The sequence below is a fragment of the Sediminitomix flava genome (genome assembly GCF_003149185.1).
GTDB lineage: Bacteria > Bacteroidota > Bacteroidia > Cytophagales > Flammeovirgaceae > Sediminitomix > Sediminitomix flava.
Genome location: NZ_QGDO01000010.1, coordinates 16,991 through 33,681 on the forward strand (window position 1 = coordinate 16,991; position 16,691 = coordinate 33,681).

7 protein-coding genes are annotated in these 16,691 nt (G+C 35.6%); 4 read left to right on the forward strand and 3 right to left on the reverse strand.

Translation table 11 applies throughout. The annotated features are described in order from the left end of the window. Positions 1–99: 99 nt before the first annotated feature. The 4 genes from BC781_RS23660 to BC781_RS23675 all read left to right on the forward strand — a co-directional run bounded on the left by BC781_RS23660 (position 100) and on the right by BC781_RS23675 (position 10,246). Positions 100–2,526: an alpha/beta hydrolase family protein gene (locus tag BC781_RS23660; RefSeq protein WP_109622699.1), complete on the forward strand. Its 2,427-nt coding sequence runs from the start codon at positions 100–102 to the stop codon at positions 2,524–2,526. Positions 2,527–3,236: 710 nt separating this feature from the next. Further along, positions 3,237–6,617 (forward strand): ligand-binding sensor domain-containing protein, encoded by a 3,381-nt coding sequence (locus tag BC781_RS23665; RefSeq protein WP_109622701.1) that lies wholly within the window; start codon positions 3,237–3,239, stop codon positions 6,615–6,617. Positions 6,618–6,794: 177 nt separating this feature from the next. After that, on the forward strand, positions 6,795–8,843 hold the full coding sequence (locus tag BC781_RS23670) for a glycoside hydrolase family 2 protein (protein ID WP_109622703.1): 2,049 nt from the start codon (positions 6,795–6,797) through the stop codon (positions 8,841–8,843). Next, positions 8,840–10,246: an apiosidase-like domain-containing protein gene (locus tag BC781_RS23675; RefSeq protein WP_109622705.1), complete on the forward strand. Its 1,407-nt coding sequence runs from the start codon at positions 8,840–8,842 to the stop codon at positions 10,244–10,246. The genes BC781_RS23670 and BC781_RS23675 overlap by 4 nt, the downstream gene beginning before the upstream one ends. 296 nt (positions 10,247–10,542) lie before the next feature. Here BC781_RS23675 and BC781_RS23680 read toward each other — a convergent pair whose 3' ends face one another. The 3 genes from BC781_RS23680 to BC781_RS23690 form a co-directional block, all read right to left on the reverse strand. Further along, positions 10,543–11,859 carry a glycoside hydrolase family 2 TIM barrel-domain containing protein gene (locus BC781_RS23680; RefSeq protein WP_109622707.1) on the reverse strand — a complete coding sequence of 439 codons (1,317 nt, stop codon included), beginning with the start codon at positions 11,857–11,859 and terminating at the stop codon, positions 10,543–10,545. A gap of 80 nt (positions 11,860–11,939) precedes the next feature. Then, positions 11,940–15,242: a carbohydrate-binding protein gene (locus tag BC781_RS23685; RefSeq protein WP_109622709.1), complete on the reverse strand. Its 3,303-nt coding sequence runs from the start codon at positions 15,240–15,242 to the stop codon at positions 11,940–11,942. A gap of 184 nt (positions 15,243–15,426) precedes the next feature. Continuing rightward, positions 15,427–16,626, reverse strand: coding sequence for a glycoside hydrolase family 5 protein (locus BC781_RS23690; RefSeq protein ID WP_109622711.1), 1,200 nt, complete (start codon positions 16,624–16,626; stop codon positions 15,427–15,429). Between the last annotated feature and the right edge of the window lie 65 nt (positions 16,627–16,691).

Sequence of the window (16,691 nt, forward strand, 5' to 3'; positions counted from 1 at the left end):
TTATACTAATTTTAAGAGAACAGAAGGCATGTTACACAGTTTTTTCACACTAGAATCAGCCTTTAACAAAACTAAATCAATTATTACTAATCAATTTTTATGAAATACTTTTTAAGCATCGCTTTTTATTTTCTTGTAGCATTTACCTATGCTCAAGAACAATCAATTTATCAAAAGCCTCCTCAAGAAATCTTAGACTTAGTAGACGTTCCAAGAGCCCCAAGTGTGCTGCTAGATGACAGTAAAGAAAATATGATTTTACTGTATAGAAATTCTTATAAATCTATTGAAGAGTTATCTAAAGAAGAACTTAGACTTGGTGGATTAAGAATTGACCCTAAAACTAATATTGGTAGCAGAGTTACTTATTTTAACAACGTTAAAATAAAGAAGCTCAATAAAAAAGGAGCTGAAATTATACAAGTAAAAGGGTTACCAGAAAACCCAAAACTAACCAATTTCAGTTGGTCACCAGATCAAAGTAAAATTGCTTTGACCAATACATCTTCAGATGGTGTGGAAGTATGGATTTTTGATATTGAAACAGCTTCTGTCTCAAAAATTACAGATGCTAACTTGAATGCAAATGTAGGAAATGTGATCAACTGGTTCGAAGATGGTCAATCTTTATTGGTTAAAATGGTTCCTGCCAATAGAAAACCACTTATCGATACTAAAACTGCAGTTCCTACTGGCCCAACGATTTCAGTGAACGATGGAAAGAAAGCTCAAAACAGAACGTATCAAGACTTGCTAAAAAATAAAAATGATGAACATAACTTTGAGCAATTAGCATTGTCCGAATTATATAAAGTTTCACTAGATGGATCAAAAGAAAAATGGCTAGATGAAGATATCTACACTAGTATTAACTTTTCGCCTGATGGAAATTATGTATTAGTTGTTTCAGTTGAAAAACCATTCTCATACCTAGTACCTTACAGACGATTCCCATCTAAAACGACTATCTACACTAAAGATGGAGAAAAAGTTGAAACGGTCTTGGAAGTGCCACTTATTGAAGACCTTCCAAAAGGTTTTATGGCTGTGAGAACTGGTAAAAGAAACTTTGGATGGAGAAATGATAAAGCTGCCACTTTAACTTATACTGTAGCACTAGACGGAGGTGATCCAAAAAATGAGGTAGAGTACCGTGATGAATTATTTGAATTAGAAGCACCATTTAATTCTGAAGGAAAAAGCATTTTAAAAACCATCAACAGACTTTATAGTGTAGAATGGGGTACTAATGATGTGGCCATTGCACAAGACTATTGGTGGGATACTAGAAATACAAAATCTTATATTTTCAACCCTTCTAATTCAGCTCAACAACCTGTCCTACTTTCAGATAGAAATTACCAAGATAGATACAGTGATCCTGGAAGTTTTGTTACAGAGAGAAATGACATGGGAAGCTGGGTTTTAACTATTGAAAATGGAAACGTATTTTCTATTGGTGATGGATTTACTGAAAAAGGACAGTTTCCATTTGTAGATCAGCTCAACCTTAAAACACAGAAAAAGAAAAGAATTTACCAATCTGAATATACTGACAAGATTGAGGACATCAGAAACTACGATCCAAAAAAGAAAGAGCTTTTAGTAAGAATCGAGTCAGCTAAAGAATACCCGAATTACTATTTTAGAAATTCAAAAAATAAGAAATTAACGCAAATTACTTCTTTTGAAAATCCATTCAAAAGCATTCAAGATGTTCACAAAGAAGTAATTACTTATAAGCGCGAAGACGGTTTAGAGCTTTCGGGTACTTTGTATTTGCCTGTAGGTTACGACAAAGAGAAAAAGGAAAAAATGCCAATGATTATGTGGGCATATCCTACGGAGTTTAAAGATAAATCTAGTGCTAGTCAAAGCACCAAAAACCCGAATGAATTTACCTATCCATACTATGGCTCAATGGTTTATTGGGTTACAAGAGGTTATGTTGTGCTAGATGATGCCTCATTCCCTATTGTAGGTGAAGGAGATGAAGAGCCAAATGATTCTTTCAGATCTCAACTTGTAGCTAATGCAAAAGCAGCGATTGATGCAGTTGATGAAATGGGTTACATTGACAGAGAAAGAGTTGCTGTAGGTGGACATAGTTATGGTGCATTTATGGTAGCTAACCTTCTATCCCACTCGAACTTGTTTGCTGCGGGTATTGCAAGAAGTGGTGCTTACAACAGAACACTAACTCCATTTGGCTTCCAAAGTGAGCAAAGAAGTTATTGGGAGGCTCCTGATGTATACAATACGATGTCTCCATTTATGCACGCAGATAAAATGAATCAGCCATTATTACTGGTTCATGGAGAAGCTGACAATAACTCTGGAACTTACCCAATGCAAAGTGAGCGTTATTTTAATGCATTGAAAGGCTTGGGTGCAACAGTTCGTCTAGTTATTCTACCAAAGGAAAGTCATGGTTACCGCTCTAAAGAGAGCATTCTTCATCTATTGTGGGAACAAGACCAATGGTTAGAAAAACATGTAAAAAACAAAAAGCCGATAAATAACTAATATTTGAAAGGCTTACAACCGAATTATATAGCACTATTGAGTAGATCATTACTCAATAGTGCTTTTTTTATTTAGAATGTTCTATAGTCGGTTTGTAAAAAGAGATTTTTTCTTTAAACACGTACAGATTAAAAGACAGCTCATTACCTGCTTTTTAACAGCTTGGCAATCAACCTAAGTAAATATTTTTCACCAAATGAACATTATTTTAAAATAATTCATAAATTCAATAGTGTTTTATTAAAAATATTTCATTTGATGTTTTTTTAGACATTCACTTTTTACTCAATATATATTTTGATTGAAGAGAATTAAAACATTCATCAACTATTCAATTTATCAAGATATTAGGTAGAGACATACATATTATTTGAATTTCAAATACATTTTTTCAAGTAAAAACTTAGTCAAAGAGACTTTGATTTTTAAGAGTTTAAATGGTTATCAAAATGAAATCGTCTCTATCAGATTACACAAGAAATTAGGAGCAAATGAGATCATATTTTTTCTATTCTAAATCTAGAATATAACAATGTATAAATCACTCCTAAATATCTTGAATTCACAATAACTACTTAAGCATTAGCTATTTTTTGCATACAGGTCTATACACCTCTTTCAGAATTAATTAAACAGCTGATTTTTAAGGTACTAATTACAAGAGCTTAACAGGTAAAAATAAATAAAACTCAAACATTAACTAATTAGTTTTGAAAAAGATAACTATCATTTTACTCTATCAAATTGTATTGCTTTTTAATGTTTTCGCACAAGAGGGAGATGCCAAATTTAAGAATATCGGTCTAGAAGATGGTTTATCTCAGAGTACGGTGTTTGCCATACTCCAAGACAGTCATGGTTTTATGTGGTTTGGTACAGAAGACGGACTTAACCGTTATGACGGCTATGAATTTAAAGTCTACAAGTCCGATCCTTTAGATAAAAATAGTTTAGCAAACAGCTATATCTATTCCTTGTTAGAAGACAAGAACGGGAATATTTGGGTAGGAACACGAATTGGTGTGACGAAATTTGATCCACAAAAAGAGATCTTCACAAGATTTATTCATAATCCTAACGAGACCAATTCCATCATAGATGGTCGAGTACTCGCGATACTTGAAGCACAAGATGGTAAATTATGGTTTACCATGAATAATGGTGTCAGTGTTTATGACCCCGTGAAAAATACCTTCAAGAACTACTACGATCAAAAAGATTTACCTTCTAGGTATGTGAATAGTATTCTCCAAACTAAAAATGGAACAATTTGGCTAGGAACTGACGAAGGTGGTTTGTGTAAGTTTCTTCCAGAATCCGAGAGTTTCTTGACCTTTACCCCAGACCCTTCTGATAAATATGCGATTAGTGATGCCGATGCTTTTGCCTTATACGAGGATAGTCAAGGTTTTTTATGGGTAGGTACTTATGGTGGAGGTTTAAATAAATTTGATCCTGAAACTGAAAAGTTTAAGCATTTCAGATTTGATGAAAATAACCCACACTCTTTATCATCAGATATCGTTTTTGACATAAAAGAAGATAAATCGGGGAGTTTATGGGTAGCTACAAGAGGTGGAGGAATTTCAGTGCTTAAAAAAGGAGAAAAAGACTTTACGGTTTTCAAAAATATTCCGACGTCAAATAGCAGTTTATCTCATGATGAAGTTTGGGCAATTCATATTGATGAAGCCAATCTCATTTGGCTAGGTACTGGAGAGGGTATATCTATTTACGATCCTAAACAATATAAATTTGAACACATACGACCTAATGAGGCTGATCCGAACGGATTACCGCATAGTTTTATTTGGGATGTGTTAGAAGACTCTGAGGGTACTCTATGGGTAGCTACCAATAATGGTTTCACTAAATATGATCGTGAGAAAAATACTTTTAAAGTTTATAAGCACAATTCTGAAGACCCAAAAAGCATTTCGTCCAATAGAGTGAAAGCCATCATAGAACAAAATAAAAGATATCTATGGTTAGCTACCAATGGCGGAGGAATCTGTAGAATGGATAAAAAAACAGAAGAGTTTTTAACTTTTACGACTGATAAAAATAATCCATCTAGTTTAGCGAGTAACCAAGTTTGGGATCTTTTTAAAGAAGGTGAAGATATCTTATGGGTTAGTTCTAATGTGGGTTTGAATAAATTCAATATGAAAACCTTTGAGAACATTGTTTACAGTCCGAATGCCTCAAAGCCAGAATACCAACTAAAATCTTATGGAGCTGAGGTTACATTTATCGATAGTGATGGAATTATGTGGATTGGCTCAGAAAATGGTTTGAACAGGTACGATCCTCAATCGAAAACCTATAAGATTTATAAACATGATGATGACGACCCGAATAGTTTGAGTGAAGACTATATAAACTTCATTTATGAAGATAAAAAGAAGAGATTATGGATCGGAACTGGAGGTGGTTTAAACCTGTTTGAACCTAAAACAGAGTCATTTAAGACCTATACAGAAGAAGACGGATTACCTAACAATGTCATTTACAATGCGATCGAAGACAAAGCTGGAAACCTTTGGTTAACCACTAATTTAGGGCTTTCCAAATTCAATCCAGATGAAATGACTTTTAGAAATTATACGGCAAGTGATGGGCTACAAAGCAATGAGTTCAACCGAAATGCCTATGAGGTTCTAAGCTCTGGTGAGTTTATAGTAGGTGGTGTGAATGGCTTTAATATTTTCCATCCTGATAGCATCAAAGACAGCGATTATGTTCCTCAAATCAAGATTACACAATTTGATGTATTATATAATTCAATAGGTGCTAAAGATAAAATAAATGGAAATATTATTCTAGATAAGTCCATCAATTATACCTCAGAGGTAGATTTAAATTACGCTGAAAATGTCGTGTCTTTTGAGTTTTCTTCTCTTCATTTTGCCCAGTCTAATAAAAACAAATACAAGTATAAATTAGAAGGATTTAACGATAATTGGGTAGAAGCAACCGCTAACCAAAGAAGAGTTACTTATACCAACTTAGATCCAAAAGAGTATACTTTCAAAGTTTTAGCTACAAACAGCGATGGCGTATGGGTAAAAGAACCTTTGGCAATCAATCTTACCGTACATCCTCCATTCTGGATGACTTGGTGGTTCAGAATTACAATAATTATGGTCTTTTTGGGAAGTGTATACAGTTGGTACAGCTATCGAATGAATAAAGAGCTGAGACAAAAAAGAGAGCTTGAAATCAAAGTTGCTCAGCGTACAGAAAAAATACTTATTCAATCGAAAGAATTAGAACAACAAGCTGAGGAATTAGCTGTACAGAGAGATTATCTGTCAGAAAAAAATGAACTGATCACTCAAAGTATTCGATATGCCGAAACCATTCAGCAAGCATTTTTGCCTAGTAAAGATAATTTAGCAGAACTTTTTGCTAATTACTTCTTATTCTTCAAAGGGAAAGATTTAGTTTCTGGCGACTTTTACTGGGCATATAAAACAACTGATTTTACTTTTATTGTGGTCGCTGATTGTACAGGTCATGGTGTACCCGGAGCTTTCATGTCTATGATCGGTACGAGTTTGCTTAACAAAATTGTAAAAGAAAAAGGAATATATGATCCAGCTCAAATCCTAGAAGAATTGAAGCTTCAAGTAACACAATCTTTGAGACAAGAAAAAGGTGAGAATTCAGATGGTATGGATGTTTCAATTTGTCGAATTGAAAGCATGGGAGATGGAAACATTCAGGTAAACTTTGCAGGTGCAAAATCTACATTGCTTTACTTTGCCAATGATGAAATGCACCGTTTGAAAGGTGATAATATTCGAATTGGTGGGATTTGGAGAAATAAAGATGACAAGAGTTTTTCAAACAAAAAGTTCTTCTTACAACCCAATGATACTTTATTCTTATTATCCGATGGGCTTGCAGATCAAAATAACTCTGATTCCAAAAAATTTGGTTCACAAAAAGTCGAAGAGTTACTTATTTCATTTGCCAAAAACTCAGACTTTAGTTTATGTGAAAAATTACTAGAAAATGAGCTAGATAGTTTTAGGCAAACAGCTCCACAACGAGATGACATTACTGTTTTTGGTATGAAAGTTTAATTCGTTTTTCTTAATTAAGAACGTTATTTTTCTCCATATTTCCAGTCAAAAGTACGCTGGGAATATGGAGTTTTTTTTATCCTCAAAAAGACCTATAAAATTCCGTACGTAAAAAGGGGGCTACATTAGAAATCAGTGTATTTATATATAGGAACAATACTAACACAATGATTTTTTATGAAAACTACAAAATACTTTTTGGCGATAACTTACTCAATTATTTGGATGCTAAGTGCATGTACCTCTAATGAAGAAATTCAACGAACTAAAGTCAACTTAGGTGGAAGTTGGCAATTTGTCATTGACTCGCTCAATACTGGAGAAAATGCCGATTGGGCTAAGATAGGTCTTCCAAAAAATAAAGTTCGGGAGGTCAACGTACCTCATACATGGAATGTGGAAAAGGGCTTAGAGAAATACTGGGGAACTGCTTGGTATGAAAGAAACTTCAATATTAATAAGAAAAACCTTTCAAAAATTCATCGCTTACAATTCGATGCGGTATATCATGATGCAATTATTTTTGTAAACGGTCATCGAGCTGGTTCACATCTGAATTCTGGGTATAATCGTTTTTTTGTGGATGTTAGCCGATATTTGAAGGAAGGTGAAAACCGTTTGACTGTAAAAGTAAATAACTCTATGAATCGCTCAAACATCCCTTTTCAAAATAGCTTTGATTGGGCAAATGATGGTGGAATTTATCGAAATGTCTACTTAGTATCAACCGCAGTACAAGGAATCGAGAACGTACAAGTATCGACTTCCTTTAAAGAAAATAATGGTACAGTAAAGTTCAAAGTAGACTTCATTTCACCAGAAGCACTATCGCAAGGGGGTATCTCTCTTAAAGCAGTAATCAAAGAAGAAAATCAGAAAACAACTAACATTATTTTTGATGATGAGCTAAAAGTCAAACTACAAAATGACTCTTTTGAAAATCTTATAGCTGTAGAAGATATTCATTTGTGGCATTTTGACAATCCCAACTTGTACAATCTTACATTATCGGTTTTTGAGAATGGCATAAAAAAAGATGAATACTCTACAACTTTCGGTTTTAGACATATAGAAGTAAACAAAGATAGCTATGTTCTCAATGGAGAAGAAGTCCGATTGGTTGGTGTAGAATGGATGCCTGGTTCAACCTTAGACCGAGGAATGGCAGAAAATTATTCAGATTTTGAGAAGAATCTAAAACTCATGAAAGAGGCTAATTGTATCTATACTCGCTTTCATTGGCAACAGGACGAATATGTTTTAGATTGGTGTGATCGAAATGGAATATTGGTACAAGAAGATATACCTTATTGGGGTGTTAATACACCTATGTCAGATACACTTTTGAACAATGGTCTTTTTCAGTTGCATGAAATGATTCAAGATCATTATAACCACCCTTCAATTATTGCATGGGGAATAGGAAATGAACTTTCAAGCCATCAAGCAACTACTACGGCTGCTTTACAAAAACTATATACCCAAGCCAAAACATTAGATGCTACCCGACTTGTAAATTATGTTTCTAACCAAACGCATTGGGGCTTTCCTAGTGAGAATGAAATGCTACCAGATGTTTCTTCTTCATTTGATATGATGATGTTCAATGAATATTTTAGCACATGGTACGGACAATCACTAGACTCTGTTCCAAATGCTTTAGAACGAATAAAACGTGAATATCCTCACAAACCACTCACAATCGCAGAATGGGGAATCTGTGAACCTCAGTTTAAAGGAGGTGATGAAAGACGTAGTTCTGAGATGCTTCAACAAATTCAAATGTATGGAGAAGCGGTAGGTGTAGCTGGTGCGATATACTTTTGCTTAAATGATTATCGAACACATATGGGAGAAGATTTCACGTATAATTATCCTCAAAGAGTTCATGGTATATGTGATATTCATTTGAATAAAAAGCCTTCTTTTCAAAACCTGAAATCAATAAGTGCTCCCATTATAATAAAAGACATTTTAGTTTCTTCAGAAACAACTGAAGTTGTTTTAGAGGGAAAAAAAGGCATCCCATCTTATACGATTCGTGACTACATCCTACGTTGTGGTGAGCAAGAAATACCAATCGATGAATTAAAACCAGGAGAGGTAAAGACATTTGAATTTAAGAATGAAGCCCCTTATTTCACGATACATCGACCAACCTCATTTGAGGTACTCAAATATACACTTTCAAATCAAACTTCTAATCCTCAAACTCTTATCCAATGAACATCTTTTTAAACATCAAAGAAGCTCGACTTTTACAGCTAAAGCATTTTTTAGTGCTTACATTATTCTTTATCATTTTTTGTAATATCCATTCAACTCATGCCCAATTGCGGATAAGTGAAAATAAAAGATATCTGATAGATGAAAATGGAGAAGCATTTTTTTGGATGGCAGATACTGCATGGGAATTGATACATCGTCTTGATAAAGAAGAAACAAAAATTTATCTGGAAAATAGAGCTAAAAAGGGTTTTAATGTGATTCAAACCGTAGCGCTTGCCGAGTTAAACGGTTTAAAAGAAGGAAATGCAGATGATGATTTACCACTTATTGATCTCGACCCTAGCCAACCAAACGAAGCATATTTTGAACACCTTGATTGGGTAATCAAAGAAGCCAATAAACTTGGTTTGTATGTTGCCTTATTACCGACTTGGGGAGATAAATTTAACCTGAAGTGGGGTGTAGGTCCAATCATTTTTAATGCAGAAAATGCCGAATTATATGGGGCATATCTTGCCAAACGATATCAAAATGACAAGATCATATGGGTACTTGGTGGAGACCGAAATCCTGAAACTACTGAACATAAATTGATTATCAACGCCATGGCTGAGGGTATTAAAAATATCTGCAAGGATAATCAGCTCATCACTTATCACCCCCAAGGAGGGACTGTGGCTTCTTCTTTTTTTGGAGATGAAGAATGGTTAGCTATAGACCTTTTCCAATCAGGTCACTTTCAGAAAGATTACCCCAATTTTAAACTAACCAAAGGTAGTTACCAAAACCCAAAAATTCGCCCTGTAATAGATGCAGAACCTTGTTATGAAGATCATCCTATAAATTGGAAACCAAGTGAAGGTTGGTATGAGTCTTTTGATGTGAGAAGAGCAGCATATTGGTCTATTCTATCTGGAGCAGCTGGACATAGCTACGGCAACCATAATATATGGCAAATGTGGGAGAAAGGTAGAACAGCAATTTCATCAGCTCGCACCCCTTGGCAACAAGCTTTGGATCATGAAGGAGCTTTTCAGATGGGCTATATGAGAACATTTTTCGAACAAATAGAGTGGCAAAAACTCAAACCTTGTGATGATATAATTTTAAGTCCTCAAACTGATACTACAAAATTAGGGCAAACTTGTAAAGGCTCTATTTCAGATGACTCTAATTTCGGAGTTTTTTATATCCCTTATGGTGATAGTATTAGGCTACGAAAAGATTTCTTACGGTCATCAACAGTAGAATATGAGTGGTTTAATCCTCGTATTGGGAAAAGTATGAGAGCTACAAAAAGAGACCTGAATATCAATAATATATTTAATCCACCAGGAAACCCTAAAAAAGGGAATGATTGGGTATTACTTTTAAGGGTTAATCAGATTACTCAAAAATAAGAAAACCCCAGCTTTGGCTAATATAAGTAGGTGGACAAATGTTTTTGGGACAAAACTTTACTGTTCTTAGAGTTACTCTAAGAACTCACAAATGGAAATCAGAGTCTTCAGACTCGAAAAATCTGCTAAAATATCGAGTCTGAAGAACTGCGTCCGCCTCTTTCATTCATAAATAAATCCTTAGACAGCTTCACTAATTCTAAGGATAGTATTACCTAAAATCATATGTCCACCTACTTAATTACATGAATTATGACTATTGGAACAATAGCTGTTTTCGTACAGTAATATTTAATTTAGATAGATGACTCATCTTTGACATAGAATGGAATATTAGCTGTCGCCGCATGACCTTTCCCATCAAAAACATAGACAAATACGCGATAAGCTCCCTTTTTTCGAGGGCTTCTAACCTTAAATTTATTTTTAACTGATTCAGAAGAAAATAGTATTTCAGGCTGAGGTTCATAATCTCCACCATCAGCGTAAGTATCTATCTGATCAGGAAGAATTTCCACCCTATATTGAAGTATATCATTTTGATTAGGGTCATGAGCAAACACCTCAAGTTTAAAATCAGAGTTTGGTTTCAAATATAAATTTTTCAAATCTGATCGTCCTTCAACATGTAACGAATCAAATCTTGGAGCTCTGTTATCTGCTTCCTTACCTGTCCATTTTTTATGCATCACATCCACGACTTCCGTAGCTTCACCACTTTTCAAAAACAGCCCGTACCAAGTAGGCGTACGTTCTTGTTTTTGCCCCCACAGAAATACATATGAACCTAAACAATGGGGTTGGTTTGAGATTATTGCCTTATCCCATCGTTCTGATATTGCATCAGCTTTCTCAGAACTTGTTTGTTCTATAGCAATACCCCACTCGGTCTGAGGTACTTCCCAATGTCCTGTAGCTCCCCACTCGGTAACCATATAAGCCCCTTCCCAACCAGCTTTATCTATATCATTTTGTAAGCCTAAAATTCCGCCGTACATCTGAATAGAAAGGAAATCGATCTCTTGGCAATGCTGTTTGATATAATCAACTTCTTTTTTCTGAATACCTGCTAACATAGTCGTTACCGGGTGATTCACATCTACCTCATGTATCATCTCGGCTATATCATTAACAGCATTCCAAACCTTTAAATTTGTAGAATGTAAATTCAATTCATTCCCAATTCCCCAAGCTAAGAGTGCAGGATGATCTTTTAGCTTTGTCACTTCATTTTTAATTCTTTGTATTTGCGCTTTAACAGCCACGCTATCATTATAGTCAAAGCCATGACGTTCTCTAGCTACTTCAATACCCATCAAGACCGTTAGTCCGTATTTTTGGGCAGAATCTAGAATGGCTAAACCATCCCATTTTTCAGTTGAAGTCGACCATGTTCTGAAAGAATTCCCACCATTTTTGGCAATTTCTGAAATTGGACCAAACTGTGTCCCTGCCCCTTTTACATAATAAGGTTCTCCTGCTCTGTACAATTGATATTTACCATCCGTTTGTCGTAGCTCAACTTTAATTGGTTTTCGAGCTGTAGAATAATGCTTTTTGGTTAGAGAACTACATGACGTAAAACAAAAAAGTAATATAAAAATGTATTTCATCTTTATTTCATAATCTGAAGTTTGTAATCAATTTAAAGGGAAAAGCCCTCAAAGAGGGCTTTAATAATATGAAGTAATAACTACTTGACGACTAATCGATGATGATTCGTTAGTCCTGATGTTAAAATAGTCATGATATAAATTCCTGAAGGTAGGTCTTGAATATTGACTTTAGCAGAAGGAGATACATCAACCTCTTTATAAAGCTCTCCTTCAAGTGAGTAAATTTGTATTGTTCCTTCAGATTGAAGTCCTAAAACAGAAACCTCATTTTCTGCTGGATTTGGAGCTAAAATGATCTCCGAACTTGATTCTACAGTCACTGATTTACTTACTCTAGCATTGGATGAACCACAGCCCAACCATAAATCATCAGCCACAGACATAGCATTTGAAGGTGCGTCTAAACGGATTAATGCCGAGGTCTGCCCTGTTCCTGTCACAAAACCAATCACATATTGCTCCCAGTTTGTACTATTTATGGTTGTACTTAACGCTGCTCCTCCATAACCTGAAACACTAATACTTCCTTCTTTTCCACCTTCTAAATTTCTTGCCCATACGGTAAGGTAATATTGTTGGTTAGCTTCCAGTCCATTTACCAATTGTTCAACTCTACCTCCCCACCAAGTTCCTACTCCATAAGTACCACTATTGAGGTGTGCTTGATTACTTTCGATACCATTATTCCACCCTGTCCAAGGGCTTAAATCACCTGTTTCAAACCCCGGATTTGTGATGAAATTTGTACTACAATTTGATGAACTCTCTTGTTGAAGATTTAAATAGTCAAGGTTTATCCCAGCGGTCAATATATTTACTCTTAGGATTTGCTGTCCCGAATTCAAATATATACCACTTGCATTTAAGGTTTGCCAAGACTGCCAACCGCTTGCATCTGTAAAATCAAATTGGTGGGATGTGCTCCCTATCTGTACTTCAAAACTTTTTGTTCCTCCGATCCCAGATGCGACACTAGCTTCTAATTGATAATTCCCTGCTGTGGAAACGTTTACTGTATATTCTAGCCACTCACCTGCAGATGTCCAACCTATATTATACCCTCCTTGACTACTATTTTCAATATCAACATCGTCAGTTCTGAAAGCACCACCATTATTACCTGAATCACTATCGTTATAAGCTTCTCCACTTCCTCCTAAATCGTACTTTTCAGCTTCTACTTTCCCTGGAATTGGGATAGGATAACCATCATAAGGTTGTTGGCCTACTGGATCGGGACCAGAACCCGAAATCTCACCATAAAATAGTCCACTTCCATTTGTTCCGACATAGACTTTCCCAAAAGTTTGTCTATCGGCTTTCATCATTGTTGGTGAATTTCCTACATAGCTTAAATCATCATTGATTCTTTGCCAATTTGTACCAAAATCATCTGATCGATACACACCCCATTGTCCATTATGAATTCCATAAACATAGATCGAAGGGATATTATTTCCATCTTTTGCTTTTCCGAATGAAAACATTCTAGCATTTGAGAAATAATTGATTTTGAAAAAGGAAGTTCCAGCATTATTGGATAACCAAAGTCCATCTGTCCATAGACTTACTCCCATTAAATTGTTATCATCTCCCCATCCGATACCAAGGTTTCCGTAGTTGCTGCTTGATGGAAGATCACTGTTGTGATGTACAAACCATGACTGACCTCCATTCGTCGATTTATAAAGTGTTCCATTTGGACGATCTAATAGGTAAAATGTATTTGGTTCAGTTCTATCCGATACAAGTGGGTCATCATACTGATACATATATGTAGTAGTTAGCGCTGTTGAAGGACCTCCAGATGATAGCTGCCATGAATTACCACCGTCGGTACTATAATATGGCTGACTATTCCCGAAAACATATACCAGTTTGTTAGGGTCATTACTTGCCATCGCAATTTTACCGTTTAAAGCTCCATTTGGAACATTTACAGCTGTAAAATTATCACCATAATCATTTGAGGTAAAAATCTCTGTATTTGCACCATACCAATCACTAGCAGACACTAAGGCAAAATGAGCAGGGTTTGTTTCACAATAATCTATGCCCGTACATTCAGCTTTATCTGTTAATCTTTTGGTAGGCAATTCGTTTTGATTGTCATGTCTGAAACCTACTACATCCCCTTGTCCTGAGAATAAAGCAACACCTTCATGAGGGGTACAAAGTGCTAAAACAACAATTTCTTCGTGTCCTTTCACATCATTGTACCAATGCGATGGTGTTTCCCAGATATTCTCCGTTCGCCAAACCTGATACCAATCAGTGCTATATACGCGTCCTGATTTATGAGGGTCAAAAATAATGGCTGCTGTAGCTGCTTGATAGAAACCTAAATCAATTGAATGCCATGTAGCATCATGTACGGTCATTGTTCCATTGAAGGCATCTAGTTCTTTCCAACTAACACCCGCATCTGAAGATATATACTGTTTTTGCCACCACAGTTGTGTTCCTGTACTTGCTATCAAATTATTTGAATTATTAGGATCTACATCAATACCATTAAACATGGTATAACCTGTTGGGTTTACGGCTAATTTTTGCCAACTACCATTGTATTTATAAATACCATCTTCGGTTGTAGCATAAACAATGTTTCCTGGAGCATTTTCTACTCGAATTACGTTTGAAGGGGAGCCTGCCATTTTGTAGAAACTATCACCACCATTATTACTATGGTAAACCCCATCGCTCCAAACTGCTGCATAAATATTTCTAGATCGCCCAGAAATAGTTGAACTCGGGTCAATCACAATACTTCTGATTCCTATTGGATTATTGTCAAAATCCCAATAGTTGCTAGGGTCTCCTACATAACCTGTAGGAACCGAAGATATCGTTGACCAGTTACTTCCAGCATTGGTACTTCTTATCAAACCGTTAATCCTTGTACCACAGTAAACTACATTACTATTATTTGGATCAACTGCAATGTTTTCGCCTACTTCACGGTATTTCATATTTGAAGCAAAAGTATCCTCTCTCAGCTTTTCCCAATGGATACCTCTGTCATATGATTTGTAGATACCTCCCGCATCAGTTGGGTACTTTCCTAGCGTAGCATAGATGATATCTGGATTATTTTGGTCTAAGGCTATTCCATCTACACCATAAAGGTTGTCTTCGTCGGGAGAAACCCAACCAAAAAGCGGAACCCAACGATTGTCAGACTCTTCCCACCTAAAAATACCTCCAATATCTGTACGCATATACATTAGCCCTACTTCAGTAGGATGAATCACGATACCTGTTACATAACCTCCACCTCCAACAATTACATTATCCCAAGTATAAGTCTCTTCTTGGGCAAAGAGTGAAAATGTACTGAACCAAAGTGCAATACAGATCGACACTAGTTTTTGTTTCATAGAAAAAGTGATTTAGTAAAAATGTAAATGAATAGAAAGTTGACAACCACGCAAGAGGTCTTTTCATTTCAATCATTGTTTAATTACCGATTGAAACGTGTTGAAAGAATAAAGACCTCTGCTTACTGTGACTTGTCTGTTATTGATTTAGAGAAATCTATATATTTAGATTAGGTTTTACTTTTTATAGACCTAAAGCATTCTGAATACCATCCAAAAACTTTACATCTGCTGACTCCCTATCAATGATATTGAAGCCTTGATCGTATTCCCAAATTGCCCATCCAATATTTTGTTCTTCTAATGCTTCTCGAACATCTTGCAAATATTGGATTCTACTGTCTGTAGGTGTAACGTAGTTATACACTCCTACTTCATTGCAGATAACGGTCAAATTATTTGTACTTGCCCATTCTCCTACAGCTTGTAATTTGCTGACAAGTGCATGCTTATTCCAATCATCATTTACATAATTATCCATTGACCAATAGGTTTCCATATTGCTATTTCCAACTCGGTCACGGATTTCATAGGCATTTGCTGCATCTACAGGATATTTTAATCCTTCAATATCCACAAGGGCAGACCATCCCCATGTAGCACCTTGATGTGTAAACTGCATAGGTGCATAGAAATGGAAATTGTAAACAATGTTTGGGTCATCTAAAATTGGCATTGAGATCACAGCTTTGACATCATCCCATTCATTTTCAGTATATCTCAAATTACCATCTACTATAATTGTATGAGCAGGTGCTTCACTACGTATCATTTTTACCCAAGCTTCTTGCACAGGATACCAATCTGATGCATTTGTAGCCCAAGGCTCATTTAAGACCTCTAAATAAAGATATTCAGGATCAAATTTACTTAAATGCTTTGCCATTGCACCCCAAAATAACTTTACACTATTACTGTAATTTACATCCCAATGAATTTTATCTTTAAAGCCCCCAGTAGGATGAAAATCAAAAAGCACCGCAATATCTCTATCTATAAAATCTTGAATCGCATTGTCTAATATTGAAAGGTATTCTGTACGAATTGTTTTTGGATCACCTTCGGTATAAACCACTTGCTCTTCTACAGAAATACGCACATAACCAAAGCCAGAGTTTTCAATAAAAATGAAATCATCTTCAGTGAATCGTTCTTTCAAACCTACAGTTGTTATTTCAGTTTGAGCAAACCAATGCCCAAGATTTAGACCTTTTTTTAGCCTATTAACTCTTGATTGTGGTAATTCATCTAAAGGCTCAACAGTCACTATATTTTCACCATCATTTGGCTCCTCAGGGTCTACAATTGGATCAGATGCTTCATTGCCACAAGAAAAAAGGCAAAGCAGTAGCAGCCCTACTATAAATTGTAAGCTCTTCTTCATTATAAAAATGTGTTTGTAGTGTGGGAAGGAAAAGAAAGGTAGCGGTTTTCAACTACCTTCCTTCA

Bases quoted from the DNA above. Each gene is read 5' to 3' on its own strand.
- BC781_RS23660 (WP_109622699.1), top strand. From the start codon at position 100: ATGAAATACTTTTTAAGCATCGCTTTTTATTTTCTTGTAGCATTTACC.
- BC781_RS23690 (WP_109622711.1), bottom strand. From the start codon at position 16,626: ATGAAGAAGAGCTTACAATTTATAGTAGGGCTGCTACTGCTTTGCCTT.
- BC781_RS23670 (WP_109622703.1), top strand. From the start codon at position 6,795: ATGAAAACTACAAAATACTTTTTGGCGATAACTTACTCAATTATTTGG.
- BC781_RS23680 (WP_109622707.1), bottom strand. From the start codon at position 11,859: ATGAAATACATTTTTATATTACTTTTTTGTTTTACGTCATGTAGTTCT.
- BC781_RS23685 (WP_109622709.1), bottom strand. From the start codon at position 15,242: ATGAAACAAAAACTAGTGTCGATCTGTATTGCACTTTGGTTCAGTACA.
- BC781_RS23675 (WP_109622705.1), top strand. From the start codon at position 8,840: ATGAACATCTTTTTAAACATCAAAGAAGCTCGACTTTTACAGCTAAAG.